The 24,754-nt window shown below is 61.9% G+C and carries 21 protein-coding genes and 1 pseudogene; 9 read left to right on the forward strand and 13 right to left on the reverse strand.

From position 1 onward, the window contains the following. Nucleotides 1-1,104: a molybdenum ABC transporter ATP-binding protein gene (gene modC, locus SD196_RS09630; RefSeq protein ID WP_416311355.1), complete on the forward strand. Its 1,104-nt coding sequence runs from the start codon at nucleotides 1-3 to the stop codon at nucleotides 1,102-1,104. 243 nt (nucleotides 1,105-1,347) lie between these two features. On the opposite strand, the gene SD196_RS09635 is transcribed toward modC, so the two are convergent. Both SD196_RS09635 and SD196_RS09640 read right to left on the reverse strand, forming a co-directional pair. Next, entirely contained in the window at nucleotides 1,348-2,061 is a 714-nt protein-coding gene (locus tag SD196_RS09635) for a 4'-phosphopantetheinyl transferase superfamily protein (RefSeq protein ID WP_416311356.1), read from the reverse strand. 257 nt (nucleotides 2,062-2,318) lie between these two features. After that, complete coding sequence (locus tag SD196_RS09640) at nucleotides 2,319-3,110, reverse strand: dienelactone hydrolase family protein (protein WP_275607874.1); 792 nt, start codon at nucleotides 3,108-3,110, stop codon at nucleotides 2,319-2,321. A gap of 169 nt (nucleotides 3,111-3,279) precedes the next feature. On the opposite strand from SD196_RS09640, the gene SD196_RS09645 reads away from it, so the two are divergent. Beyond that, nucleotides 3,280-3,951, forward strand: a complete 672-nt coding sequence (locus tag SD196_RS09645; RefSeq protein ID WP_275607873.1) for a polysaccharide lyase family 7 protein — start codon at nucleotides 3,280-3,282, stop codon at nucleotides 3,949-3,951. An 11-nt stretch (nucleotides 3,952-3,962) separates the two neighbouring features. Further along, nucleotides 3,963-5,156 (forward strand): lytic murein transglycosylase, encoded by a 1,194-nt coding sequence (locus SD196_RS09650; protein ID WP_370601113.1) that lies wholly within the window; start codon nucleotides 3,963-3,965, stop codon nucleotides 5,154-5,156. A gap of 359 nt (nucleotides 5,157-5,515) precedes the next feature. Here SD196_RS09650 and SD196_RS09655 read toward each other — a convergent pair whose 3' ends face one another. From SD196_RS09655 to napE, 6 genes are read right to left on the reverse strand one after another with little or no spacing between them, the layout of a single operon-like run. Continuing rightward, nucleotides 5,516-6,115 carry a cytochrome c3 family protein gene (locus SD196_RS09655; protein WP_275607872.1) on the reverse strand — a complete coding sequence of 200 codons (600 nt, stop codon included), beginning with the start codon at nucleotides 6,113-6,115 and terminating at the stop codon, nucleotides 5,516-5,518. Nucleotides 6,116-6,125: 10 nt separating this feature from the next. Next, nucleotides 6,126-6,611 carry a nitrate reductase cytochrome c-type subunit gene (locus SD196_RS09660; protein ID WP_416311357.1) on the reverse strand — a complete coding sequence of 162 codons (486 nt, stop codon included), beginning with the start codon at nucleotides 6,609-6,611 and terminating at the stop codon, nucleotides 6,126-6,128. A gap of 10 nt (nucleotides 6,612-6,621) precedes the next feature. Further along, a complete protein-coding gene (napA, locus tag SD196_RS09665) occupies nucleotides 6,622-9,126 on the reverse strand; it encodes a nitrate reductase catalytic subunit NapA (protein WP_416311358.1) in 2,505 nt (834 codons plus the stop codon). Further along, nucleotides 9,123-9,425 carry a chaperone NapD gene (locus SD196_RS09670; RefSeq protein ID WP_331320122.1) on the reverse strand — a complete coding sequence of 101 codons (303 nt, stop codon included), beginning with the start codon at nucleotides 9,423-9,425 and terminating at the stop codon, nucleotides 9,123-9,125. Before SD196_RS09670 ends, napA begins: the two co-directional genes overlap by 4 nt. A 7-nt stretch (nucleotides 9,426-9,432) precedes the next feature. After that, nucleotides 9,433-9,909, reverse strand: a complete 477-nt coding sequence (napF, locus tag SD196_RS09675; protein ID WP_331320110.1) for a ferredoxin-type protein NapF — start codon at nucleotides 9,907-9,909, stop codon at nucleotides 9,433-9,435. A 10-nt stretch (nucleotides 9,910-9,919) separates the two neighbouring features. Then, complete coding sequence (napE, locus tag SD196_RS09680) at nucleotides 9,920-10,087, reverse strand: periplasmic nitrate reductase, NapE protein (protein ID WP_331320109.1); 168 nt, start codon at nucleotides 10,085-10,087, stop codon at nucleotides 9,920-9,922. Nucleotides 10,088-10,288: 201 nt separating this feature from the next. On the opposite strand from napE, the gene SD196_RS09685 reads away from it, so the two are divergent. The 3 genes from SD196_RS09685 to SD196_RS09695 are packed head-to-tail and all read left to right on the forward strand — an operon-like array spanning nucleotide 10,289 to nucleotide 12,973. Then, nucleotides 10,289-10,900, forward strand: a complete 612-nt coding sequence (locus SD196_RS09685; RefSeq protein WP_416311359.1) for a hypothetical protein — start codon at nucleotides 10,289-10,291, stop codon at nucleotides 10,898-10,900. 55 nt (nucleotides 10,901-10,955) lie between these two features. Beyond that, nucleotides 10,956-11,633, forward strand: coding sequence for a response regulator (locus tag SD196_RS09690; protein WP_275607865.1), 678 nt, complete (start codon nucleotides 10,956-10,958; stop codon nucleotides 11,631-11,633). Beyond that, on the forward strand, nucleotides 11,630-12,973 hold the full coding sequence (locus SD196_RS09695; RefSeq protein ID WP_416311360.1) for an ATP-binding protein: 1,344 nt from the start codon (nucleotides 11,630-11,632) through the stop codon (nucleotides 12,971-12,973). The genes SD196_RS09690 and SD196_RS09695 overlap by 4 nt, the downstream gene beginning before the upstream one ends. A gap of 294 nt (nucleotides 12,974-13,267) precedes the next feature. Here SD196_RS09695 and SD196_RS09700 read toward each other — a convergent pair whose 3' ends face one another. Further along, on the reverse strand, nucleotides 13,268-14,269 hold the full coding sequence (locus SD196_RS09700; protein WP_275607863.1) for an AraC family transcriptional regulator: 1,002 nt from the start codon (nucleotides 14,267-14,269) through the stop codon (nucleotides 13,268-13,270). A 370-nt stretch (nucleotides 14,270-14,639) separates the two neighbouring features. Here SD196_RS09700 and SD196_RS09705 point away from each other — a divergent pair, with 370 nt between their 5' ends. Beyond that, nucleotides 14,640-15,941, forward strand: coding sequence for a dicarboxylate/amino acid:cation symporter (locus tag SD196_RS09705; protein ID WP_275607862.1), 1,302 nt, complete (start codon nucleotides 14,640-14,642; stop codon nucleotides 15,939-15,941). A 644-nt stretch (nucleotides 15,942-16,585) separates the two neighbouring features. On the opposite strand, the gene SD196_RS09710 is transcribed toward SD196_RS09705, so the two are convergent. Together SD196_RS09710 and SD196_RS09715 are read right to left on the reverse strand one after the other, a co-directional pair. Further along, nucleotides 16,586-17,977, reverse strand: coding sequence for an adenylate/guanylate cyclase domain-containing protein (locus tag SD196_RS09710; RefSeq protein ID WP_343577885.1), 1,392 nt, complete (start codon nucleotides 17,975-17,977; stop codon nucleotides 16,586-16,588). Between the two features lie 141 nt (nucleotides 17,978-18,118). Continuing rightward, nucleotides 18,119-18,397 (reverse strand): annotated as a pseudogene (locus SD196_RS09715) (phosphohydrolase); the annotation flags it as partial. A gap of 38 nt (nucleotides 18,398-18,435) precedes the next feature. Here SD196_RS09715 and SD196_RS09720 point away from each other — a divergent pair. Then, nucleotides 18,436-20,022: a recombinase family protein gene (locus SD196_RS09720; RefSeq protein ID WP_416311361.1), complete on the forward strand. Its 1,587-nt coding sequence runs from the start codon at nucleotides 18,436-18,438 to the stop codon at nucleotides 20,020-20,022. Nucleotides 20,023-20,178: 156 nt separating this feature from the next. Continuing rightward, entirely contained in the window at nucleotides 20,179-20,484 is a 306-nt protein-coding gene (locus SD196_RS09725) for a hypothetical protein (RefSeq protein WP_416311362.1), read from the forward strand. 1,100 nt (nucleotides 20,485-21,584) lie between these two features. Here SD196_RS09725 and SD196_RS09730 read toward each other — a convergent pair. Then, a complete protein-coding gene (locus SD196_RS09730; RefSeq protein ID WP_416311363.1) occupies nucleotides 21,585-22,274 on the reverse strand; it encodes a recombinase family protein in 690 nt (229 codons plus the stop codon). A 733-nt stretch (nucleotides 22,275-23,007) separates the two neighbouring features. Beyond that, nucleotides 23,008-24,345: a hypothetical protein gene (locus SD196_RS09735; protein WP_416311364.1), complete on the reverse strand. Its 1,338-nt coding sequence runs from the start codon at nucleotides 24,343-24,345 to the stop codon at nucleotides 23,008-23,010. Between the last annotated feature and the right edge of the window lie 409 nt (nucleotides 24,346-24,754).

The raw sequence follows: 24,754 nt of genomic DNA on the forward strand, positions 1-24,754 counted from the left end.
ATGAACGAAGCCGTCGGCGGGCGAGCCATCGAAGCGCGTTTCCAGATCGCCTACTCGGGCTTCAGCCTGGAGGTGGACCTGCAATTGCCGGGGCGCGGCGTCACCGCGCTGTTCGGCCATTCCGGCTCCGGCAAGACCACCTGCCTGCGCTGCGTGGCGGGCCTTGAGCGCGCGCCGCTCGGCCGCCTGGTGGTGAACGGGGAGGTCTGGCAGGACAGCGCCACGGGCGTGTTCCTGCCGCCGCACCGGCGTGCGCTGGGCTATGTGTTCCAGGATGCCAACCTGTTCGAGCACCTGTCGGTGCGGCGCAATCTCACCTACGGCATGAAGCGTGTCCCGCGCGACCAGCATCGCGTGGTGCTGGAACAGGCCACCGAGCTGCTGGGCATCGGCCATCTGCTGGAGCGCATGCCGGCGAACCTCTCCGGCGGCGAGCGGCAGCGAGTCGGCATGGCTCGCGCGCTGCTGACCAGCCCGCGCCTGCTGCTGATGGATGAGCCACTGGCGGCGCTGGATCTCAAGCGCAAGGCGGAAATCCTGCCGTATCTGGAGCGCCTGCACGACGAGCTGGATATCCCGATCCTCTATGTCAGCCACTCGCCGGACGAAGTCGCGCGGCTGGCCGACCACCTGGTGCTGCTCGACCAGGGCAAGGCGATTGCCAGCGGATCGGTGGCCCAGACCCTGGCGCGCACCGATCTACCGATTTCGCATCTGGAAGACGCCGGCGTGGTCATCGATGGGCAGGTACTGGGGCACAACGCCGAGTACGGCCTGCTAACCCTGGCGCTGCCGCACTGCGAGCAGCGCATCCGCCTGGCCCATGCGCCGATGGAAAAGGGCAGGGCGCTGCGCATCAAGGTACAGGCGCGGGACGTCAGCCTGAGCCTGGAGCCGGCGGTGCACAGCAGCATCCTCAACGTGCTGCCGGCGACGATGGTGGAGATGGTGCCCACGGACAACCCCGCGCACCTGCTGGTGAAGCTGGACGTGGCCGGCACGCCGCTGCTGGCGCGGATCACCCGCTATTCCTTCGACCAGCTCGGGCTGCATGCCGGGCAGGTGGTGTGGGCGCAGATCAAGTCGGTGGCGTTGCTGGCCTGAGGCTGCGTGCTTTTCGTAGGAGCGAGCTTGCTCGCGAACGGGGCCGCGACCCAGTGTCAGGTTGATAGGAAGAGCTTCGCGAGCAAGCTCGCTCCTACAGGATAGGCCCCGTGCCCAAAGGACACGGGCAAAGAAAAAGGACGACCAACACGGGCCGCCCTTTTTTCTTTCAGATTACGCCTTGCGCCCGTGACGAGCATCCTGGTCGCGCCGGGAGCCGGCGCCGATGCTGTGGCATGGCCGTCAGATGTCAGCGGGAATCGCCACCAGGCTGAGCAGACGATCACCGAGCAGGCTGAATTGCCCATCGATTTCCTTGCCGTGGTGCCACTCCGCCGACAGGTCGGTGAGCAAACGCAGGCGGGCATGGCCGCCGGCCGACCACTGGACCAGTTCGGCGTGCTCGAAGTAGAAGCGCTGGCGGACCAGCGGGAAGAGAGCCTTGAACAGGCTTTCCTTGAGCGAGAAGGTGAGGGTGACCTGCAGGGCGGCCTGCTCGGGGTTGAGCCGGGACAGCTCGTCCGGGGTGAGGATTTCACCGGCCAGGCGCTGGGCGCGGGTGCTGTCGAGGCGGCTCTCCACGTCCAGCCCCAGGCCGCGCCAGGCATGGCTCTGGGCGACCACGGCGGCTGCCCAGCCATCGCCATGGGTGATCGATCCGCAGAAGCCCGATGGCCAGATCGGTGCGCGCTCGTCGTCGGTGCCGGGCACCGTGGGGTCGGCACCGCTGGCCTGCAACGCCGCGCGGGCGCAGAGGCGGCCGGCGAGGTATTCGGCCTGACGCTTGGCGACGGCGCGCTGGATGTTCGCCGGGGCCGGCACCTGGCTGGCCTGGAAGTCATCGGGTAGCAGGCGGTTGCGATCGAAGTGGGTGCTGCGCAGCTGGCAGCCGGCCAGCGGGGTGGGCAGCGGCCAGTCGGCGGAGAGCGGGGTGCAGAAGGCGGGCAGGGTGGTCATGGCGAACATTCTGCCGCGCCGAAACGTGGCTCACCAGTCACGCGGCGATTACATTCCTTTGCAAACCTTCACCAAAGGCGTACGGATTCGCCGGCGCGGCTTTGCCAAACTGCCGGCCGCGTTTCCCAATGGGGACGCAGGTGAGGTTGTTGTCGGGGCGCCGCCAAGGCGGGCTCCGGCCTTTACACTTGATTGAGTGCGGGAGCCCCCAGGGGCTCCCGTTTTTTTTGCGCTGCGTTTTTGTTGACGGAGAAGGCTCAGGACTTCTCCTCGAAGATGTCCTTGAAGAACGCCTGCAGGTCCGCCCAGGACTTCTGGTCGGCGGTCTTGTCGTAGCCCACGTCGAGGCCGTGGCCCTTGTGCTTGTCGGCGTCCGGGTTGGTGAAGCTGTGCTTGGCGCCCGGCTGCACCACCAGCTTGTAGTCGGCCTTGGCGTTGTCCATCTCGCTCTTGAAGGCGGTCACGCTCTCGGCTGTCACCAGGGTATCGGCGCCGCCGTGCTCGACCAGTATCTTCGCCTTCACCGCGCCCGGTTGCGCCGGCGTGTCGGTGGCCAGCACGCCGTGGAAGCTCGCCACGCCGGCCAGCGGCAGGCCGGCGCGGGCCATGTTCAGCACCACCGCACCACCGAAGCAGTAGCCGATCGCGGCGATCTTGCTGGGGTCGGTCTGCGGTTGCTTCTTCAGCAGGTCGAGGCCGGCCTGGAAACGCGCCTTGGCGGCGTCGGGGTTCTTCAGGGCTTCGGCCATGAAAGTCTTGGCATCGTTGGGGTGCTCGGTGTGCTTGCCGCCGCCGTACATGTCGATGGCCAGCGCGCTGTAGCCCAGCGCGGCGAGGTCGCGGGCGCGGCGCTTGGCGTAGTCGTTGAGCCCCCACCATTCGTGCACCACCAGTACGCCAGGGCGGATGCCGGATTTGGCGTCGTCGTAGGCGAAGTAGCCGATCATCTTGGTGCCATCGGCGGACTGGTAGGGGATTTCCTGGGTCTTGATCGCGGCGCCGGCACTGGCGGCGAAGGCGAACAGCAACAGGGCGGTGAACAGGCGCATGGGACTCTCCGTGGCGGTGGCCGAAGGCAACCTTGAGAAGATAGACGCTTCTGCGGCGAGTGCTCGCCGACGTGGCGACGACCCGCTCAAGCTCGCGGCGATGGATGAAATGTAAGACGGCCTCGACTACCCTTGGCGCCATTCCCCGACCCCGGAAAGCGATTGGCCGATGCTGGACCTCAGTACCTGGAACCTGACCATTCCCCAGCGCGGCCCGGCCGCGACCATTTCCACTGCAATGCTGAATCGCGATTACCAGAGCCCGTACTTCCAGCGCAACGTCAACGGCGTGGAGCTCTGGGTACCGGTCAACGGCGCGCACACCAACGGCACCGAGTACCCGCGCACCGAACTGCGCGAGACGGCGCGCAACGGTGCGCTGTCTTTCTGGCGCTATCCGAAGGCCGACAACCTGCTGGTGGCTACCCTGCGAGTCGACATGGTGCCGTCGTCCCGACGCATGGTGATCGGGCAGATCCACAGCAACGGCAGCGGCAGTGCCGAAGCGCTGCCGCTGGTGAAGCTGGTCTACCAGCAGCGCCTGAACCTGGGCCGCGTGCAGGCGCTGGTGCGCGAGCATCCCGATGATGTCTCCACCCGTACCTATACCGTGTACGAAGGCATCCCCCTGGGCGAGGCGTTCAGCTACCGGTTGGGCGTATCGCGCAGCGGCCTGCTGACCGTCCAGGTCAAGGACGGCCAGGTGACCCAGCAACTGGACCCGCAGTGGGCCTTCCAGGGGCTGTACTTCAAGGCCGGGCTCTATCTGCAGGACAATCGCGGACCCGCGAGCGAAGGTGGCCGGGCCACCTTCAGCAACCTGACCATTTACCACCAATGAGGATGTTTTCCATGGCGTTGCGCACTTCCCTGGCCCTTTCCCTGCTGTTGCCGGCCGCGCTGGCGCAGGCGGTTCCCGGCGACGACTTCGGCGCCTGCCTGGATCGCCTGCAGGACAAGGCCCGGGCCAGTGGCGTCAGCGCCGCCAGCTACGCGCGCTTCACCCAGGGCCTGCAGGCGGACATGAGCGTGCTGCCGCTGCTCGATGCGCAGCCGGAGTTCACCACGCCGATCTGGGATTACCTGGCGGGGCTGGTGGACGAGCAGCGCGTGGCCGACGGCAAGGCGATGATGACCGAGCACGCCGAGCTGCTGCGCAAGGTTGCCGCGCGTTACCAGGTCGACCCGGCCGCCGTGGTCGCGGTGTGGGGCGTGGAGAGCGATTACGGGCGCATCACCGGCAAGCGGCCGCTGCTGGTGTCGCTGTCCACCTTGTCCTGCTACGGGCGGCGGCAGTCGTTCTTCCAGGGCGAGTTCATCGCCACCCTCAAGCTGCTGCAGGCGGGCGACATCCGCGACAGCGGCATCACCGGCTCCTGGGCCGGCGCCTTCGGCCAGACGCAGTTCATGCCGTCCACCTACGCGCGCATTGCCGAAGACTTCGACGGCGACGGCCATCGCGACCTGGTAGGCAGCACCGCCGACGCCCTGGCATCAACCGCCAACTACCTGCGCAAGGCGGGCTGGCGCGAAGGCCAACCGTGGGGCTACGAGGTGAAACTGCCAGCTGGCTTCGACCCGGCGCTGGCCGGGCGCACCAAGCGCCGGGCGCTTTCGGACTGGACCGCGCGCGGTGTGCGGCGCATCGATGGCAAGCCGATCCCGAGCCTGGATTCGAAGGCTGCCATCCTGTTGCCGGCCGGGGCGCAGGGGCCGGCCTTCCTGGTGCTGCGCAACTACGACGCGATCTACTCCTACAACGCGGCGGAGAGCTATGCGCTGGCCATTTCCCTGCTGTCCGATCGCCTGCGCGGCGAACCGGGGCTGCGCACTGCGTGGCCGACCGACGATCCGGGTCTGAGCCGGGTGCAGCGCAAGGAGTTGCAGGAACTGTTGCAGCAGCGCGGTTATGACATCGGCAAGGCCGACGGCATGATCGGCGACGTGACGCGCCGGGCGATCCAGGAAGAGCAGCGCAAGCGCGGCATCAGCCCGGCGGATGGGCGGGCGGGGCAGAAGATTCTCAAGGCGTTGCAGGGCGGGTAATTGGCGTCGTCTCTACGTCCCTGACAGCAGAGGCCCCGGCATATGCCGGGGCCTCTGCTTTTGTAGGGGCAGCTGTATTCTTCTGGACAGCCTGTGCCGGTCCATCCCCTCACCCCAACCCTCTCCCGGAGGGAGAGGGGGCAGATCGTGCCGGCTGATGCCGTGGTTTCATCCTGCACCGAACGGTCCCCTCTCCCCCTGGGAGAGGGTTAGGGTGAGGGCCGCCCCAAGCGCAGATGTATCTCGTAGGAGCGGACTTCGTCCGCGATTTAGCCTCGCGTGAGATTCATCGCGGACGGAGTCCGCTCCTACGAAAACCGTCCCGTGCCTGGCAGGAATCGCGCTCGCGCCTGCCCGCCTCACTCCCAGCCCTTCACCCCGCTCATGTCCGGCAGGTGGTGGGCGATGCCCTTGTGGCAGTCGATGCAGGTGGCGCTTCCGGAGGCCAGTGCCGTGGAGTGCATCTGCCGGGCACGCTGGCTCTGGCGGGTGAAGTCCATGGATTCGAAGTTGTGGCAGTTGCGGCACTCCAGCGAGTCGTTGGCCTTGAGCCGCGCCCATTCGTGCTCGGCCAGTTCGCGGCGGTGGTCGAGGAATTTCTCCCGTGTGTTGATGGTGCCGAAGATCTTGCCCCAGACCTCCTTGGACGCCTGCATCTTGCGCGCGATCTTGTCGGTCCACTTGTGCGGCACGTGGCAATCCGGGCAGGTGGCGCGCACGCCGGAGCGGTTGCTGTAGTGGATGGTGTCCTTGAGCTCGACGAAGACGTTGTCGCGCATCTCATGGCAGGAGGTACAGAAGGCCTCGCTGTTGGTCGCCTCCAGTGCGGTGTTGAAGCCGCCCCAGAAGATGATCCCGGCGATGAACCCGGCCAGGGTCAGGAAGCCCAGGCTGTAGTGCACGCTGGGTCGGCGCAGGACGGTCCAGTACCCCATGAGCCAGGCGAACAGAGCTTTCATGGGCGCCTCCTCAGGGTTTGCCGTTCGCAGCGGCGTCGCGCTGGAGGATCGTGTCGATGTCTTCGAAGGTGTTGCCCACCAGCGGCTTCACGTCCTTCTGCGGGACATGGCACTGCACGCAGAAGTAGCGCCGTGGCGCGACAGCGGCCAGCGGCTGGCCGTCGCGGTCCATGTAGTGGGTGATGCTGATCATCGGCGCCTGCACCCGCGCGCTGTTGGAGCGGCTGTGGCAGGACAGGCACTTGTTGCTGTTGCTGTCGATGCGGTAGCCGACGATGGTGTGCGGGATGGTCGGTGGTTGCTCGGGGTAATTGCGCTCGCGGCGGATGTCCTTGTTTTCGTCATTGGCCAGCGGCGGCGCGGGACGGTCCTGGCTGATGGTGCCGCCGGGGCGGCGGCCGTCAGGGGCCGGGGCATCCAGCGGATAGTTCACGTCGGCGGCCAGCGCGGTCAGGGTGACCAGCATCAGCACCAGGGTAGAGATCGTCTTGTTCATCGCGCGCTCCTCAGGCCAGGCTGACCAGTTCGATGCGCACCGCGCATTTCTTGTAGTCGGTCTGCTTGGAGATCGGGTCGGTGGCGTCCAGCGTGACCTTGTTGATCAGCTTGTTGGCATCGAAGAAGGGCACGAACACCAACCCTTGCGGCGGCTTGTTGCGCCCGCGCGTTTCGATGCGGGCACGGATTTCGCCGCGCCGGCTGATCACCTTCACCTCGCTGCCGCGCCGCATCTTCAGCTCGCGGGCGTCGTCGGGGTGCATGTACACCACGGCGTCAGGCACTGCCTTGTACAGCTCGGGCACGCGCTGGGTCATGCTGCCGGTGTGCCAGTGTTCGAGCACGCGGCCAGTGGCGAGCCAGAACGGGTACTCCTTGTCCGGCGCCTCCGCCGGCGGCTCGTAGGGCAGGGCGAAGATGATCGCCTTCTTGTCCGGGTAGCCATAGAACTGCAGGCCGCTGCCCTTGGCCACGTAGGGGTCGTAGCCTTCTCGGTAGCGCCAGCGGGTTTCCTTGCCGTCCACCACCGGCCAGCGCAGGCCGCGCGCCTCGTGGTAGGCGTCGAAGGGCGCGAGGTCGTGACCGTGGCCACGGCCGAAGCTGGCGTATTCCTCGAACAGGCCTTTCTGGATGTAGAAGCCGAAGGCCTTGGCCTCGTCGTTCTCGAAGCCCTTGGCGACCTGGTCGGCGCCGAAGGCGTCCACCTGGCCGTTCTTGAAGAGCACCTCATACAGCGTCTTGCCCTTGAGCTGCGGTGCCTTGGCCAGCAGCTCGGCGGGCCAGACCTCGTCGGTGGTGAAGCGCCTGGAGAATTCCACCAGTTGCCAGAGGTCGGATTTCGCCTCGCCCGGCGCCTTCACCAGTTGATGCCAGAACTGCGTGCGGCGCTCGGCGTTGCCGTAGGCACCTTCCTTTTCCACCCACATGGCGCTGGGCAGGATCAGGTCGGCGGCCTGGGCCGAGACGGTGGGGTAGACGTCGGAGACGATCACGAAGTTTTCCGGGTTGCGCCAGCCCGGCAGGACTTCCTGCATGACGTTGGGCCCGGCCTGCATGTTGTTGCTGACCTGGGTCCAGTACACGTTGAGCACGCCATCCTTGAGCATCCGGCTCTGCTGCACGGCGTGGAAGCCGATCTTTTCCTGGATGGTGCCGGCGGGCACTTTCCAGATCTTCTCGGCGGTCTCGCGGTGCTTCGGATTGGTCACCACCAGGTCGGCCGGCAGGCGATGGGCGAAGGTGCCCACTTCGCGCGCAGTGCCGCAGGCCGAGGGCTGGCCGGTGAGGGAGAAGGGGCTGTTGCCCGGCTCGCTGATCTTCCCGGTGAGCAGGTGGATGTTGTAGATCAGGTTGTTCGCCCAGACCCCGCGGGTGTGCTGGTTGAAGCCCATGGTCCAGAAGGACATCACCTTGCGCTTGGGGTCGGCATACATCTCGGCCAGGGCCTTGAGGCGTTCGGCCGGCACGCCGGTTTCCTTGGCGGTGCGCTCCAGGGTGTAGGGTTTGACGAAGGCGGCGAATTCCTCGAAGCCGATGTCGCTCCAGGTGTTGGCCTTGTCCGCGTTCTTCGCCTTCTTCTCCAGCGGGTCGGTGGGCCGCAGGCCATAGCCGATGTCCTCGGCGCCATGGGCGAAGCGGGTGTGCTTGTCGACGAAGTCGCGGTTCACCGCGCCGCTTTCGATGATGTGGTTGGCGATGTAGTTGAGGATGTAGAGGTCGGTTTGCGGCTTGAACACCATGGGGATGTCGGCCAGGTCGAAGCTGCGGTGTTCGAAGGTGGACAGCACCGCGACTTTCACCTGCGGGGCGCTCAGGCGCCGGTCGGTGACCCGCGACCAGAGCACCGGGTGCATCTCGGCCATGTTCGAGCCCCAGAGCACGAAGGTGTCGGTGGCCTCGATGTCGTCGTAGCAGCCCATGGGCTCGTCCATGCCGAAGGTGCGCATGAAGCCCATCACCGCCGAAGCCATGCAGTGTCGCGCATTGGGGTCGATGTTGTTGCTGCGCAGGCCGGCCTTGAACAGTTTGTTGGCGGCGTAGCCTTCCCACACCGTCCACTGCCCGGAGCCGAACATGCCTACCGAGCCCGGGCCCTTGGCCTTGATCGCGGCCTTGAACTTCTCGGCCATGATGTCGAAGGCGGCATCCCAGCTGATCGGCTGGAACTCGCCCTGCTTGTCGAACTTGCCGTCCTTCATGCGCAGCAGCGGGCGGGTCAGGCGGTCGCTGCCGTACATGATCTTCGACAGGAAGTAGCCTTTCACGCAGTTGATGCCGCGGTTGACCTCGGCCTTGATGTCGCCGTGGGTGGCGACCACCTTGCCGTCGCGGGTGGCGACCATCACGCTGCAGCCGGTGCCGCAGAAGCGGCAGGGCGCCTTGTTCCAGTCCAGGCGGGTCATGTCCGCCTCGGTGACCAGGTTGCTGGCGGAACTCAGGATCGGCAGGCCGGCGGCGGCCGCGGCGATGGCGGCGGCGTTGGCCTTGGCGAACTGGCGGCGGGTCAGGTTCATCGGGCACCTCCGGCCTGGGCGGGAACGGGTTCGGGTTCGATCTGCGGGTGTTCGGGGGACTCGACGATCTCGTGGTAGATCAGCACCGCGTTGAGCACACCGGGCAGGTTCTGAATGGCATTGAGGCTGTCGAGGATGCTCTGCTCATGCTCGGCTTCGAGCACCACCACCAGCTTTCCCTGGGGGCTCTGCTGGTGCACTTCCAGGTGCGGCAGGCACTGCAGGTTGGTCTTCACCGCGTCCAGCAGTTCCGGGCGCGTGTGCACGATCAGGCTGGCGATCTGGATGCTCTCGGGCAGCGTGTTTTCAGGCATGTAGGGCCTCAGGGTTCAGGTGAATGGCGTTGCCGGGGCAGGGCGCGAGACAGGCGCCGCAGCCGGTGCAGAGTTCGGTGTCGAGGGTGGGCAGCGCCGGGCCGCCCAGCTGTGGGCGGAAGCGGATGGCGCGCGGCTCGCAGGCGTCGTCGCAACTGCGGCAATGGATGCCGGCCTGGGCCAGGCAGTGCTCGTCGATCCGCGCGCGCCAGGGCAGGGCTTCGCGGCGCAGGTCGAATACCGGGGCCTCGCAGGCGCGCGCGCAGTCGCCGCACAGGCTGCAGCCGGCATGGCTGAAATCCAGCTGCGGATAGCCGCCGTCGCCCACGCGCAGCACCTGCTCCGGGCAGGCGTCGATGCAGGCGTTGCAGCGGGTGCAGCCTTCGAGGAAATCGCTGGCGGTCCATGGCGGGCGACGAATTTCGGACGCACCACCCAGGCGTCGCAGCAGGGCGCGGCGGGCAAGCACGGCGGCGCTCCTACGACGGCGGACCGGGCGGCCCCGCCAGCAGCTGGAACATCCACACGATGAAGCCGTAGCCACCGACGATGGCCACCGACAGCAAGGGGAACAGGCAGATCACGAGGAACAGGAACAGCCGGGTTTCTTTGCCTTTCTCCGCATCGGCGCCGGTCTTTTCTGTCATGGGGGTCAGCCTCCCGCCAACAATTGGGAATCAGACTAGACCCTGCTTTGTGTGTGGGCAAAGTTGCACTGGCGCTGTTCTTTTTTCCTATAGCGCTTTTCGTTCAGCCCTGGTTCAGCAGGCGGACAGGTTGCGTTCAGTGGCCCGCCCTTAACCTGCTCCCCGTCAACCAATCACTGAAGTCCTGACGGGAGAATCCCCATGAAAACCATGAAGAAAATCGCCCTCGCCAGTGCCATTCTCGGTGCCGGTTTTGTTGCCACCGCCGCTAATGCAGCCGAAACCTTCGTTGGCATGACCTGGGGCGAAACCAGCAACAACATCCAGAAATCCGCGGCGCTGAACCGCAACCTGGACAACCCGAAGTTCGACAGCGTGATCAACAACAGCAGCACCTGGGGCGTACGCGCCGGCCAGCAGATGGAGCAGGGGCGCTACTACATCACCTATGAAAACGTGTCCGACACCGACAGTGGCCTGAAGCTGCGCCAGCAGAACCTGCTTGGCAGCTACGACGCCTTCCTGCCGATCAATGACAGCGGCACCAAGCTGTTCGGCGGTGGCACCCTTGGCCTGGTCAAGCTGGAGCAGGATTCCAAGGGCTACAGTCGCGACAGTGATGTCGGTTACGCCATCGGCGCCCAGGCCGGTATCCTCCAGGAAATCGGCAGGAACGCCTCCGTCGAAGGCGGCTACCGTTACCTGCGTACCAACGCCAGTACCGAGATGAGTCCGCATGGCGGCGGCAAGGTCGGATCGCTGGACCTGCACAGCAGCTCGCAGCTTTACCTGGGGGCCAACTACAAGTTCTGACCGATACTGCAACCGGGCCCTGCTGGCCCGGTTGCCTGATTCAGGGAGCACGTGCATGAAACTGCTGGTGGTGGAAGACGAGGCGCTGCTGCGCCATCACCTGTACACCCGGCTCGGCGAACAGGGCCATGTGGTCGACGCCGTCGCCGATGCCGAGGAAGCGCTGTATCGCGCCAACGAATACCACCATGACCTGGCGATGATCGACCTGGGTCTGCCGGGCATGAGCGGCCTGGACCTGATCCGCGAATTCCGCAGCCAGGGCAAGACCTTCCCGATCCTGATCCTCACCGCGCGCGGCAACTGGCAGGACAAGGTCGAAGGCCTGGCCGCCGGCGCCGACGATTACGTGGTCAAACCCTTCCAGTTCGAAGAGTTGGAGGCGCGCCTGAACGCGCTGCTGCGCCGCTCCAGTGGCTTCTCACAGTCGACCATCGAGGCCGGCCCGCTGGTGCTCGACACCCATCGCAAGCAGGCGCTGGTGAGTGGTGAATCGCTGCAACTGACCGCCTTCGAGTACCGCATCCTCGAATACCTCATGCGTCATCACCAGCAGGTGGTGGCCAAGGAGCGGCTGATCGAGCAGCTCTACCCGGATGACGACGAGCGCGATCCGAACGTGATCGAAGTGCTGGTCGGCCGTGTGCGGCGCAAGCTGGAGGCGGCCTCCGGCTTCAAGCCCATCGATACCGTGCGCGGCCAGGGCTACATCTTCAACGAGTTGTGCAAATGATCCGTTCGCTGCGCCTGCGCCTGATGATCGGCGCGGCGACCCTGGCGATCCTGTTCATGGCGGCCCTGCTGCCGGCGTTGCAGCGGGCGTTCAGCATCGCCCTGGAAGATGCCATCCAGCAGCGCCTGGCGGCCGATGTGGCGACGCTGGTGTCGGCCGCGCGCATCGAGGGCGGGCAGTTGAGCATGCCGGACCACCTGCCGGTGGAGGACTTCAATCTGCCCGAGTCCAAGCTGCTGGGCTACATCTACGACCAGCACGGCCAACTGGTCTGGCGCTCCACCTCGGCGCAGGACGAGAGCATCGACTACTCGCCCAAGTACGATGGGCTGGTCGACGAATTCACCCGCATCCGCGATCGCACCGGCCAGGAATTCTTCGTCTACGACGTGGAAATTGATCTGCTCGGTGGCAAGCAGGCGGCCTACAGCATCGTTACCATGCAGCCGGAGAGCGACTTTCGCGAGCTGGTGCGGGGCTTTCGCGAGCAGCTCTACGTGTGGCTGGGCGGGGCGCTGCTGGTGCTGCTGGGGATGCTCTGGCTCGGCCTGAGCTGGGGTTTTCGCTCCATGCGCGGGCTGCGCGCCGAGCTCGATCAGATCGAGGCGGGCGAACGCGAACGCCTGAGCGACGAGCACCCGGACGAAATGCTGCGTCTGACCGGCTCGCTGAACCGCCTGCTCGACAGCGAACGCGCCCAGCGCGAGCGCTACCGCAACTCCCTGGGGGACCTCGCCCACAGCCTGAAGACGCCGCTGGCGGTGCTGCAGGGCGTCAGCGAAAACCTCGCCGGGCAGCCGCAGAACCGCGAGCAGGTGCAGGTGCTGCAGACCCAGATCGAACGCATGAGCCAGCAGATTGGCTATCAGCTGCAGCGCGCCAGCCTGCGCAAGAGCGGCCTGATCCGCCACCGGGCGGCTCTCGAACCACTGCTCGATACGCTCAGCGGCGCGCTGGACAAGGTCTACCGGGACAAGCGTGTAGTCCTGGAGCGCGATATCCCGCCGGGGTTCGCCTTGCCGCTGGAGCGGGGGGCGCTGCTGGAAATGCTCGGCAACCTGCTGGAGAACGCCTACCGCCTGTGCCTGACGAAAGTGAAGGTCAGCGCCAGCAGGCAGGGACGCTTCGTCGAGTTGGCCGTCGAGGACGACGGCCCCGGGGTTCCGGCCAGCCAGCGTGAACGCATCCTCAAGCGCGGCGAACGCCTGGACACCCAGCACCCCGGCCAGGGCATCGGCACGGCGGTGGTGAAGGACATCATCGACAGCTACGACGGCGAGCTGGCGCTGGAGGACTCCGAGCTGGGCGGTGCGTGTTTCCGGATTCGGCTGCCGGGGTAGTGACGCCGGTCGGTTTGGCGTAGGGCGTACAACCGTTCGCGGTTGTACGCCGATACACCTGGATCATCGGCTGGCGTATTGGCCGAGTTCGAAGCGCCAGCCGGTCGCAGTCCGTGCAACCGGAAACCAAGGTCAAACGGCGCATAACGTCGAACGTTATACGCCCTACGCTTCCGCCCTGGCCCTCGTAGGAGCGAGCTTGCTCGCGAACATTCCTCGCGTCGGAGGTGTGGTCGCGCCCATCGGGCGGACCTACCGGTTGGCGCCGCTCCTACAAGAGCATTCTCGCCAACCTCACTCTCCCTGCTGCGCCCGGTACGCCCCCGGCGTCAGCCCCGTCCACTTCTTGAACGCGCGGTGGAAGGCCGAGGGCTCGGAAAAACCGAGCTGGTCGGCGATGTCCTGGATCGAGAGCTCGTCGCGCCCCAGGTAGTAGATCGCCAGGTCGCGGCGCAACTGGTCCTTGAGCTCCTGGAAATTCGGCCCTTCCTCGCGCAGGTGGCGGCGCAGGGTCTGCGGGCTCATGTGCAGTTGCGCGGCGACCTGTTCCAGGTCCGGCCAGTTGCGGCAGTCGCGGCCGAGCAGGCGGCGAATCTGGCTGGTCAGGCTGTCGCCACCGTCGGGGCGGGCGAGCAGGTCGGCGGGGGAGTCCTTGAGGAAGTGCTTGAGGGTGCGTTCGTCCTGCAGCAGCGGCATGTCCAGGTAGCGCGCCGGCAGTAGCAGGCTGGTGCTGTCGGCGGCAAAGCGCCGCGGGCAGGGGAACAGCAGGTCGTACTCGGCCTGGTGCTCTGGCGTGGGATAGCTGAAGGTGGCTTCCTCCAGGCGGATGCGCTGGCCGATCAGCCAGCTGGCCAGGCGATGCCAGATCAGCAGCAGGCTCTCGGCGAGGAAGTGATCGGGGTCGCGCAGGTGGCTTTCGTCCAGGGTCAGGCGCGCCCGGTCGCCCTCGCGCATCAGTCGAATCGCCGGGGCCTCGGGAAACAGGCCATAGAACAGCGAGCCTCGGCTCAGCGCCTTTTCCAGCGTGCGGCAATGGATGATGGCATTGCACATCATGGCGAAGGTGCCGCGCTTGCTGGGGCTGCTGCCAAAGCCCATGTACTCGTCGTCCAGCGCCTCCCACAGGCGCTGCAGCAGCCGTGTGAACTGGTCGGGGTCGACGCGTGCGCGGGGCTCGTCGAGTACCGCCGTGGCGATGCCGGCATCGCGCAGCAGCGCCGCTGTATCCAGCCCCTGGCGCTGTGCGCCTTGTACGGCGGCACGGACGAAATGGCTGGCGATGGTGCGTTCTCGCATGGGAAGTCCTTGTTGTTCCGTCCGGGCGTCATTCGTGCGCGCGGTGTGCCCGGCTGCGTTGGGGCGACGGGGCCGGGGTCTACAATCTACGGTACGAAGGTCCTGGCGGATACCCGCCAGAGGGCGGGAAATCCGCCAGCCAGAAGGCGGGTTTCCGCCATTTCTGGTTGATAATGTGCCTTGCCTTTGCGTGCAAGTTATTGAAATTAAAGGATTAAATTGATTTTTAAAGGTCTGGCACAGCACTTGCCATAAGCGTTCAAGGCCTGCCTGTGGGCAAGCCCTGAAAACAAATTCTCCCAATGCAGGGAGATAACGCGTTCGGTCTTGCGTCCCTCTGCGGATGCACGCCCGTGAGGACAAAGCTGCCATGACCAAGCAACCCTTCTACAAGAGCCTGTACGTGCAGGTGCTGATCGCCATCGCCATCGGTATCGCACTGGGTCACTTCTACCCCGACACCGCCAAGTTGATGAAGCCGCTGGGCGATGGCTTCGTCAAACTGATCAAGATGGCCATCGCGCCGATCATCTTCTGCACCGTGGTCACCGGCATCGCCGGCATGCAGAACATGAAGGCCGTGGGCAAGACGGGCGGCATGGCGCTGCTGTACTTCGAAATCGTTTCCACCATCGCGCTGCTCATCGGCCTGTTTGTCGTCAACGTCGTGCAGCCGGGTGCCGGCATGCACGCCGACGTTGCCAGCCTCACCGCCGAAATGAGCAAGAACGCCACCCTGACAGCCTACGTGGCGTCCGGCGAGAAGCAGAGCACCATCGAGTTCTTCATGAACGTGATCCCGAACACCGTGGTCGGCGCCTTCGCCAATGGCGACATCCTGCAGGTGCTGTTCTTCTCGGTGCTGTTCGGCTACGCGCTGCACCGCCTGGGCGATTACGGCCAGCCGGTGTTCCAGTTCATCGATCGCATCACCCACGTGATGTTCAACATCATCAACGTGATCATGAAGGTCGCCCCGATCGGCGCCTTCGGCGCAATGGCCTTCACCATCGGCGCCTATGGCCTGGGTTCGCTGGTGCAACTCGGCCAACTGATGCTGTGCTTCTACATCACCTGCATCCTCTTCGTGCTGATCGTGCTCGGCGGCATTGCCCGCTACCACGGCTTCAGCATCCTGCGTTTCATCTCCTACATCCGTGAGGAGCTGCTGATCGTGCTGGGCACCTCGTCCTCCGAGTCGGCGCTGCCGCGCATGATCGCCAAGATGGAGAAGCTGGGCGCCGACAAGAGCGTCGTCGGCCTGGTGATTCCCACCGGCTACTCGTTCAACCTGGACGGCACCTCGATCTACCTGACCATGGCGGCGGTGTTCATTGCCCAGGCTACCGACACGCCGATGGACATCAGCCATCAGATCACCCTGCTGGTGGTGCTGCTGATTGCTTCCAAGGGCGCCGCCGGCGTCACCGGCTCGGGCTTCATCGTGCTGGCCGCGACCCTGTCCGCCGTGGGCCACCTGCCGGTTGCGGGTCTTGCGCTGATCCTGGGTATCGACCGCTTCATGTCCGAAGCTCGCGCCCTGACCAACCTGGTGGGCAACGGCGTGGCCACCCTGGTGGTCGCCAAGTGGTGCAAGCAGCTCAACGAGAAGACCCTGCACGACGAACTGGCCGCCGGCCCCGGCAACTCCACGGAGCTGCAGCCTTCCTGATGTGTGTATTCGGCCCGGTGAACGTGAAGCACCGGAGCCTTTCCAGCCCGCTCTCTTGAGCGGGCTTTTTTATGGGCAGGTGGATTGTGGGGGCGGTTGCAGGGGCGAGTTTTCCGGCAGCTCCTGAGCTGGGCGGTTCGCGAGCAAGCTCGCTCCTACAGGTGGGCGACAAACCAAGGCGCTTTCCTGTCAGCGCGGATTTCGCCGCGATGGATTTCGCGGACAAGGGCTAGGCGCCCCCGTCGCTCCTACGAAAGGCGGTTTCCAGAGAAGCATCCGCGCGCACCGGAGTGCCCCTTCAGGAGGCCGAGTGGAATCGGGGTTTCAGGGGGTGAGCGGCATGGATGCCGCGAGAGCCGCGATGGGCCATGGATGGCCCTTCGCGGCGTGCCCCTGGAGCAATGATGCAGGGAGGGAATCCCGGCGAAGCCGGGGCCGGATGCAGGGGCAAGACCTTTGGTTACTTTGCGTCGTTTGGCAAAGTGACTCGCCCGAGAGGGCGAAACAAAAAATCCCGGTGCACATCGAAGCGGCGCGGAAACACCCGACCCCCAGAAACGGCGGATAACGCTTTAGGCGTTATGCTCCCTACGAAGAGCGAAAGCATCGCGGACGGAGTCCGCTCCTGCGGGGATGGAGCACGATCAGAGAATGATCTTGTCCTTGAGCTTCTCGGCGGCCTGCTGCAGCGCCTCGATGACCCGCTCCTTGTCGTAGTTCTGCACATTGTTGGTGTCCAGATACATGGAGAAGCCCGGCACTTCGTGCTCGATGAAGCTGGGGTTGGAGCCCAGGTCGCGGCGGAAGTCGACCACCTGGTAGATCTGCACCGGCTTGCTGAAACCCTTCACCGTGATCTGGCCCTTGTCGCGGCACATCAGGATGTCCTTCACCAGCGAGTAGGTCTCGTGGCTGATGAGGATTTCGCCCGCTTCGGCGGCGTTTTCCAGGCGGCTGGCGAGGTTCACTTCGCGGCCGATGATGGTGTAGTCCATGCGCGTATCGGCGCCGAAGTTGCCCACGGTGCAGTAGCCGGTGTTCAGGCCCATGCGCACTTCCAGGGGCTTGGTGATGCCCTGGGCGCGCCACTGCTGGCGCATGACCTTCATGTGCTTGCGCATGGCGACCGCCATGGACACCGCTGCTGCCGCGTCCTTGCGCGCGCCCTGGGTGGAGGGGTCGCCGAAGAACACCATCACGCAGTCGCCGACGAACTTGTCGATGGTGCCGCCGTACTTGAGGGCGATCTTCGACATTTCGTTGAGATAGTTGTTGAGCATGTCGGTGAGGGCTTCGGCTTCCAGCTCTTCGGACAGCTCGGTGAAGCCCTTGATGTCGGAGAAGAACACGGTGAGCTTCTTGCGCTGGGTTTCCAGGCGCACGCTCTTCTTGCCGCTGAAGATCGACTCCCACACCTGGGGCGACAGGTACTTGGCCAGGTTGCTGGCCAGCCGCGCGGCTTTCTCCTGTTCCCGGGTGATTTCCGCGCGGGCCACGGCCAGGCGCAGGCCCTGCTGGTGAACGAAGAAGGCGGTGATGCAGATGTACAGCGTGGAGAACAGCACGCTGACCAGCGCCACGAGGGTCGGGGTGGCGCCCTTGTAGGCCGGGGAGAGCAGCGCCGCGGTGAAGACCGAGGCGCTGAGCATGACCAGCAGGCCAAGGCCCAGGGAGCGCAGGCCGCCGATGATCAGCGAGGAGAAGGCCAGCACCAGCACCAGCATCAGGCTCGGTACTTCCGAGAAGCCCATCAGCGCCGTGGCGGCGCCGGCGTGCAGGGCGTCGACGAACATCAGGACCAGGCGCGTGCGCTGCGGGTGGTCGTGCTTGAAGCGGCGGCTCAACTGCTGGGCGAGGTGCGGGTAGAGCAGGGCGTAGGGGACCATCCAGAGGATGTCGTAGCCGAAGTACTGGCTGAAGGTGCCGGCGGTGATGGTTGCCGCCGTTGCGACATAGGCCAGCACGCGGGAATGGTATTCGCGCAGGGGGGCGGAGGAGAGCGGACCGGCGGGGCGCTCGGTGACGATAGGCTTCATGCGCAGGAAAAGTCCCTGGTTAGTGTCGGCGCAATCCACATTGGCGCCTCCCGCGCGATTGCGGGTGTAGGAATCTTATTCCATGCGCAGCCCGCTGGGCCAGCGGCGGCACGCGACGGCTCGTCGCGCGCCGCTGCCGTATCAGACCATGCTGCCGTCGGGTTTCTGGTAGATCGAGCGGCGTGGCTGGGCGAAAACCCGGCGCAGCATGGGTTCGAAGAACTCCAGCGGCAGCACTTCGCCATCCGGATCGAAGGCGGCGGCGTCGTAGCGGGCGCAGAACTCGATGGTCCGGGCGTACTGCGGGTGGTCCTTGAACTGCTCGCGCAGGTGCCGGTCCAGGCCCAGGTGATGGAAGAAGTAGTAACCCTGGAAGATCGCGTGTTTCTCGATCATCCACAGGTTCTCCTCGCTGATATAGTGTGCATCTTCTTGATGAGATATCGGGGACGACCAGAATGGCCAAGGCATGGTCTTACATCCGCTTCAGCTCCATGAAACAAAAGGAGGGCGACAGCACCGACCGACAGAAAGCAATGGTCGCCAAGTGGCGTGATGAACACCCGGAGTATGAGTACATCGAGACAGCCTTTGAAGACTTGGGCGTGTCTGGTTGGACTGGGGAAACGCTGGCCGGGGGCATGGGCAAGCTGCACGCTGCTGTAGAGGCTGGGGTTATCCAAAGCGGGGATGTTGTCGTCTGCGAGGCCATTGACCGTACAGGCCGGATGGACACCTTCACCATGATGACCGAGGTGATTGCACCAATCCTCAAAGCGGGTGTGTCAATCATCACCTTGGACGATGGAAACGTCTACGACAAGGGATCGTTGAGCGGGCCGCTGTACTACCTCCTAGGAGCGCGGCTCCAAGCTGCGAATGCTTACAGCGAAGCCCTATCGAGACGACTGCGGAGTGTAAATAAGAAGAAGGTGCAGGCGGCGCGGGAAGGTAAGGGCGTCAAGCGGAGGTCCGCGTTCTGGCTTACGTCAGATGGGGAAGTGATTGAAGAGATCGCAGAGCCCATCGCAGAGGCATTCAACCTGTACGCCAACGGGCTAGGGGAGAGGCGGATACTTGCACGGCTACGGGAAATGAACCCTGTATTCAACGAGCGTGGCCCCAGCGTCGTGAAGAAGTGGCTCACGAACAAAACTGCGCTCGGCTACTGGGTCAGGAAGAACAAGCAGGGCGAAGTGATTGAAGAGATTGCGGACGTGTATCCGGCCATCGTCACGCCGGAACTGTTCTACACCGTACAAGCAAGGATCAAGGCAAAGGGACGGCCACGGTCGGCACCATCGAAGTATTTCCTATCAGGGCTAGTGAGGTGCGGACACTGCGGACGAAACTTCGGTGTCAGGAGCTACAAGCACGCGAATCATGCGATGGCGTGCAACTGGCGGACCTTCAAAGGCGCTGATGCTTGCGAGAACAGCAAGGAGGTGCCGTACAAGGTTCTTGAGTATGTGTTTCAGCAGACGAAGCACCGAGCTATTGCACAGCTCCAGCAGCAACAGGCGGAAATGGCGAATGCTCAAGACGAAGTGCGTGTGCGTGGGGAGCTGGATGACATCGATGCACAGATTGAGCGGCTTGTTGAACTGGTTGCAGCTACCGGGGGCAAGGTAGGGGCGATTGCCAAGCGTATGACGGGGCTACAGGAGCAGCGGGACGCACTTGCGACAGAGCTCCTGATCATCGAGCAGCAGCCCAAGGCACCGCCATTCGTGCTCCATGTGTACGATGCTGAGCTTCCACTGAGTGATATGGAACTGAACAGCCAACTCCAACAGGCAGGGTATGCAATCACTTGTCATGCGGATGGCACGCTGAATGTTGGTGATGTTGGTGTCAGGTTCCTAGGGGCGAGTAGGAAGGATGGCATTTACAATCTGATCATCGACGGGACGAAGCACATCATACCGCTACGTGGCGAAGCTGAAGAAGATTACCCGTATGTTGAGCCATTCCAAGGCGATGTTGGAGCATCGAACACGTGGACGGCAGACGATTATGAGAACCTGCGGAATCAGCATGAGTGAGGTAAGGTATTGATTTTAAATGGTTTGTCTTTTTCTGCTTGGTTGGTAAGCTTGTAGTGTTGTTGATTTTTAACGTAAAAAGTTAATGTTAACTATTGACTCTTAACGTTAAGAGAGTAGGATTCGCTCCATCAACAACGCACACGGAGCTAAATCATGAGCAAAGCTAAACGCTACACTCCCGAAGAGCGCGAAGCTCTTATTGCAGAATTCAACCTGTCGGGCTTGTCCATTAATGCCTTCTGCAAGCAGGAGGGTAAGCCGGCCTATCAAGTGTTTAAGAACTGGCTTGAAGGAACCGGGCACAGCGGTGGGGCGCCTGTCTCCCGCACTGGCCTCAGCCTGAAAGAAGAGTTCCAAGCTCGCCAAGAAGACGCCTACAAGGCTTTCTTGAAAGAGAAGATTGCAGAGCTTGAAGGGCAGCTCGCCGCTGTGAAAGGCGAGCTGTCGAAGCTCGGCTGATTGGTAGCTGAAAAGAAGAAGGGCACTCCATTGAGTGCCCTTTATTTTTGCCTATAGATAGCACTGCATGGTGGCCTGAGCGGGGTGTTCATCGGCTGAGGTAGTAATCAGAGAGGTCTTGCTGCTATCTGGCTGACGATTGCTGTTACCATACGTGAACTCGGTATGTAACGAGAAAAAACGGACCAGAGTTTTGGTTTGTTCGCAAGTCATTTCGTAGCGAGACGAAAAAAAGACGCCTCATGTGAAAAACGACTTTTTATGGGCAGAAATTGCCGGGTAAGATTTCGTTGTCTTCGGAAACGAAGGCATAGAAAAGCCTCAACCCCTTTCGGGGCTGAGGCTCATGCAAGGTCGATCTTCAGGGGCAGCCTGCAAGCATAAGCCCTAAAGACGACGAAACCCCACGCACGGCATGCGAGAGGCTTTAGCGGAGTGGAGTATCGTTTAGCAAATGCTAATTTACAACCTCCGGTTGTAGAAGTCCGACCGCTGACGTCAGTTTGTCGCCGGTTGTCTCGCATGTCCGTGTTTCACACTAGCCAATATGGAGCCTATGCCCATGGCACAACGTGGAACGCGGCGTCATCGCCGTCAGCGGTACAACCCTCAAGCTGTCCGTCCAGTGCACGTAAATCCGTATACCCGCCATCGGCGTGGCAAGACGGAGCATGTGTGCGAGCACTGGCGTAGCTTGCCGGGTACGCAACTAGCGTTTGACTTCTAACCCCGAGAGGTAATCGAAATGGCCAAGAAACACTCTGGGAGCAAGCATCCCGTAAATCACCGCAGCTCCATCACGGGTCGGTATGTCACGGAAGAGTATGCAAAGAAGCATCCGAAGACGACCGAGAAGGAAAAGCGTGACTAAGCGGTAGCTACAACGAGAGGAAGGGCGGCAGCAATGCCGCCCTTTTCATTTCTGAAATTCCAGTCCCGCCGTGAAAACAGAAGTGCACATTGCGGGTGATCTTGGATTCTGGTCTGGAAAATAATAAATCCGGGTTGTTGCCCGCATTGCTAAGCACGACACAACCGGCCAAATGAGAATCTGTCTTAATTCTAAAGTAAGTCTGTGCGCCTCTGAGAGTTGCAACGACTCAAGCAGCGAGGCGAGACACTAGACGTTGCACGGAGCAGGCGGTGTGTTGCTTGCCTTGGGCTGTGGTGACGCCATGTTCATTCAGGAAGCCAGCGATAGCGCGGAGCGAGCTGTGTCCCTTGGAGCGCGCTAGGGCGAGCATGGCCTCAGCCTTGCGGGCTTGTGTGTCGGCCTGATCCATCCGGGCCTTACGTGCCTTCACCACATTCTCACTACGGATGGCCTTGGAAGCGCCCTGAGAACGTCTCTGCACTTTGGCAACAGCTTCACTGTCTCCAGCATCAGCACGCATCTGGAGTGATTGCAGGGCCTCTTTTGTACGTTGGCTGATGAACTCTCTTTCTTGCTCCGCAAGGGCTGCGAATAGGTGAAGCTGGAACGTGTTGGCGTGGGGCATTGTCGCTACCTTGAACTCAACACGTTTCATCAGGCCTGCGATGTGTTCAACGTCCCGGCTCAGTCGATCCAGCTTGGCAACGACAACAGGCAGCTTGTGTGACAGGGCTTCTTTGAACGCTGGGCGCTCCAGTGGATGAATCGTCCCGCTCACTACCTCAATGCATTCAGCAACGATGCTCCAGCCTTGCTGAGCTGCTGCACTGGTGACGTATGAACGTTGTGCCTCAAGGCCAAGGCCGCTTTCACCCTGACCCTTGGTCGATACTCGGTAGTAAGCAACAACGTTCATTTTCAGCACCTGATGTGTTGGGTGTGTGTTGTGAGTGCTGAGTGTATCACGTAGTGATAGACGTGTCTTGAATGATACGGAGTTTGAGGAATGGGTTCTGATCGAAAAGTGATCAATTCATTTCCGTCGCATTATCTATAGAGCGGGGCGTGACACTCGCCGGGAGCTGGGTTGAGACTGGGCCTAGGGCCAGCCCTTCACATCTGCTCATTTTTACCGCCCCGGCGTTAATTCGCATGCTAACAATCCTTTCGAGCTTAACAACCTTGTGTCCTCCGGACTCACACCACAGCTACAAGGTGCGTAGATTCTGGCTTGTAGCAATCTTGGCTGTTTCACATTGTGGGTGGGATCATGTTGAATGCTCCGCATTCGGAGACGTTTACAACAGGTTGTTAAGGGATGTTCCAACGAAACCACTTGGTTTCATGAGCCACGACGAAAGCGTCGCTTTCATGTACAAACTTGGCTCATTCTTTATTTCCAAGGAAATGAAGTGATTTTATAATGCTCTATTACCAATGCGTAGCATTACGTGTTACCAGCCTTCAGCGGAGCTGATGTTGTTGAGGGGACAATTATACGAACTACGTTCGGTCCCCTCGCTCTTGATCTTCAATCGTCCGAAGGACAAGAGTGATTCCCTCGACAGCATACGCTGTCAGTATTAGTCCTGATGTCTTCCAGACGGGAGAAGAGCAGGGGGATGGACGTTAGTCCATTAGTTTCCCCCTTAACATGCTCTCAACTCCGTTGAGTGTCCCACTCTCAAAGCTTCGCTTTGGTGCATATATTCGAATTCGAATACTCCGGAACAGGCTGGAGCCCTAGTGAGAGTAGGTGTGCACTCTTCTAACGGTGTCACTGTTGTTCCTACCTTCCTTGTGCAAGATTCTTTAACAGCTCCCGCTGTTGCTTCTGCACGAATGCCAACAACAACATTGGCAAACACATCATCTTCATTCTCTTGTGCGAGAACATCGTCAGCTTGGCTGACATAACCCTCTCCGTGCAGCTTACGAAGCACATCATCAGAATTGTTCAGCAGAAGCTCCAGAGTGGTCCTGTGAGCACTGAACATGGCATCACGAGATTTGACGTAAGCGTGGTAATGAGAACTGCTGTACCTGTTCTCAAGCTGAGTGGCTTTGTACTCGTCATCTAGGGCGGTTGTATCGCAATCCAATGTCAGGCTAGCTGCTAGGTCAGCAATGTCAGCACGGAAAGCAGACAGACGAATGATTTCACTTTTCAGCACATATTCAAGATCAGATGCGGAGAAGCTGAAAGCACTAACGTCTTTCCCCTTGAGGCTGGCGATGATCTTGCCAAGCTCTGGAGTGGTTGTCTTGCCGTCTACAGCATTCTTCCAAATCTTCTGATGTTCTTTGTTAGAGAAGTCTAGGAGCTTTTCCAGAGTGTCAATGTGCTTGTAGCGTGTGGCGGGCTTTAGCCTCACTTTGATTGCAAAATCAGTGAACAGCTCCTTACCAATCACTTTGATAACACGATTGACAACATCGCTTTCTTTTTCGTCTTCGAAAACAATGTTGGAAGGTGTTAGGGATGTGCGAGGGATGTGACGACCAGCGTCAAGACTGAAAGTCTTAGCCCCTAGACGACGATTGAAGGAGCGGGGAGCAATCACCAGATTGTCAGCACGTAGCAAGCCAATGACGGAATGATGTTTTACAGGGACGATGTGCGACAGTTCGTAGGGGTCAGTTTTGTTGTCGCCCCATCCGTTGAAGTGTCCACAGTCTTTCCAAAGGCTGTACAGGGACTCCAGCTCTTCCATTGTGATTCCAGAAACAATATCAAGTGTGCGTGCACGGATGCATTGCTTGGCTAGGTAGTATGTGAATGGAGCGCGGACGTTGATTGTGTTGTGAGTCTTCTTACGCTTGTCTGCCGTCTTCTTGCGTTTGGCAGAATTGGCGTAGTCGTTTTTACAGTCTCTGTCACAGAACATGCGTGTGCGGCCTGTCTTCATCACTTCTTTGCAATGATTGCAGATGCACCAGCCGGAACTGTTCTTTTGAATTGTTGGTTTCTTATAAGATGCTTGCATTGTGTCTCCTAGTTCAGGTCAGACGGTAGTTATTATTAGTTGTTTGTGTTACGAGATTTGCGGCATTGTCTGGAGCAATAGAAACGAGGGCGTCTCGATAGAAAGAGGCGTCCGCAACAAATGCACGTGGTATAACTTCGAATATCGACAAACATAGTGAATCCCTCCACTGTTGGACGTTGTTGTGTGTTTGCGTTTTGTGTGAATCAGAGAAGCCCCGGCTAGATGCTGGGGCTTATTTCATTCTGCAATAGCTCTCAAACTCCGTGGGAGTTCGAAGTAGCTAAAGTCTTCATCCTGTACGGCCCTGGAAGGGGCCTTCCTTGCACGATAAGAATCAGGCAATGGCACAGGGTATTCTTGGCGAGATAACGCATCTATGAAGCTCTTAGCGGCCTCTGTGCGTTGG

The organism is Pseudomonas macauensis, from assembly GCF_047902425.1.
Lineage (GTDB): Bacteria > Pseudomonadota > Gammaproteobacteria > Pseudomonadales > Pseudomonadaceae > Pseudomonas.

What these genes read in the sequence shown, in the direction of transcription:
- SD196_RS09720 (WP_416311361.1), top strand. Translation starts at nt 18,436, where the DNA reads ATGGCCAAGGCATGGTCTTACATCCGCTTCAGCTCCATGAAACAAAAG.
- SD196_RS09650 (WP_370601113.1), top strand. Translation starts at nt 3,963, where the DNA reads ATGGCGTTGCGCACTTCCCTGGCCCTTTCCCTGCTGTTGCCGGCCGCG.
- SD196_RS09730 (WP_416311363.1), bottom strand. Translation starts at nt 22,274, where the DNA reads ATGAACGTTGTTGCTTACTACCGAGTATCGACCAAGGGTCAGGGTGAA.
- SD196_RS09655 (WP_275607872.1), bottom strand. Translation starts at nt 6,115, where the DNA reads ATGAAAGCTCTGTTCGCCTGGCTCATGGGGTACTGGACCGTCCTGCGC.
- SD196_RS09735 (WP_416311364.1), bottom strand. Translation starts at nt 24,345, where the DNA reads ATGCAAGCATCTTATAAGAAACCAACAATTCAAAAGAACAGTTCCGGC.
- modC (WP_416311355.1), top strand. Translation starts at nt 1, where the DNA reads ATGAACGAAGCCGTCGGCGGGCGAGCCATCGAAGCGCGTTTCCAGATC.
- SD196_RS09705 (WP_275607862.1), top strand. Translation starts at nt 14,640, where the DNA reads ATGACCAAGCAACCCTTCTACAAGAGCCTGTACGTGCAGGTGCTGATC.
- SD196_RS09695 (WP_416311360.1), top strand. Translation starts at nt 11,630, where the DNA reads ATGATCCGTTCGCTGCGCCTGCGCCTGATGATCGGCGCGGCGACCCTG.
- SD196_RS09710 (WP_343577885.1), bottom strand. Translation starts at nt 17,977, where the DNA reads ATGAAGCCTATCGTCACCGAGCGCCCCGCCGGTCCGCTCTCCTCCGCC.
- napA (WP_416311358.1), bottom strand. Translation starts at nt 9,126, where the DNA reads ATGAACCTGACCCGCCGCCAGTTCGCCAAGGCCAACGCCGCCGCCATC.
- napE (WP_331320109.1), bottom strand. Translation starts at nt 10,087, where the DNA reads ATGACAGAAAAGACCGGCGCCGATGCGGAGAAAGGCAAAGAAACCCGG.
- SD196_RS09700 (WP_275607863.1), bottom strand. Translation starts at nt 14,269, where the DNA reads ATGCGAGAACGCACCATCGCCAGCCATTTCGTCCGTGCCGCCGTACAA.
- SD196_RS09645 (WP_275607873.1), top strand. Translation starts at nt 3,280, where the DNA reads ATGCTGGACCTCAGTACCTGGAACCTGACCATTCCCCAGCGCGGCCCG.
- SD196_RS09640 (WP_275607874.1), bottom strand. Translation starts at nt 3,110, where the DNA reads ATGCGCCTGTTCACCGCCCTGTTGCTGTTCGCCTTCGCCGCCAGTGCC.
- SD196_RS09635 (WP_416311356.1), bottom strand. Translation starts at nt 2,061, where the DNA reads ATGACCACCCTGCCCGCCTTCTGCACCCCGCTCTCCGCCGACTGGCCG.
- SD196_RS09725 (WP_416311362.1), top strand. Translation starts at nt 20,179, where the DNA reads ATGAGCAAAGCTAAACGCTACACTCCCGAAGAGCGCGAAGCTCTTATT.
- SD196_RS09660 (WP_416311357.1), bottom strand. Translation starts at nt 6,611, where the DNA reads ATGAACAAGACGATCTCTACCCTGGTGCTGATGCTGGTCACCCTGACC.
- SD196_RS09690 (WP_275607865.1), top strand. Translation starts at nt 10,956, where the DNA reads ATGAAACTGCTGGTGGTGGAAGACGAGGCGCTGCTGCGCCATCACCTG.
- SD196_RS09685 (WP_416311359.1), top strand. Translation starts at nt 10,289, where the DNA reads ATGAAAACCATGAAGAAAATCGCCCTCGCCAGTGCCATTCTCGGTGCC.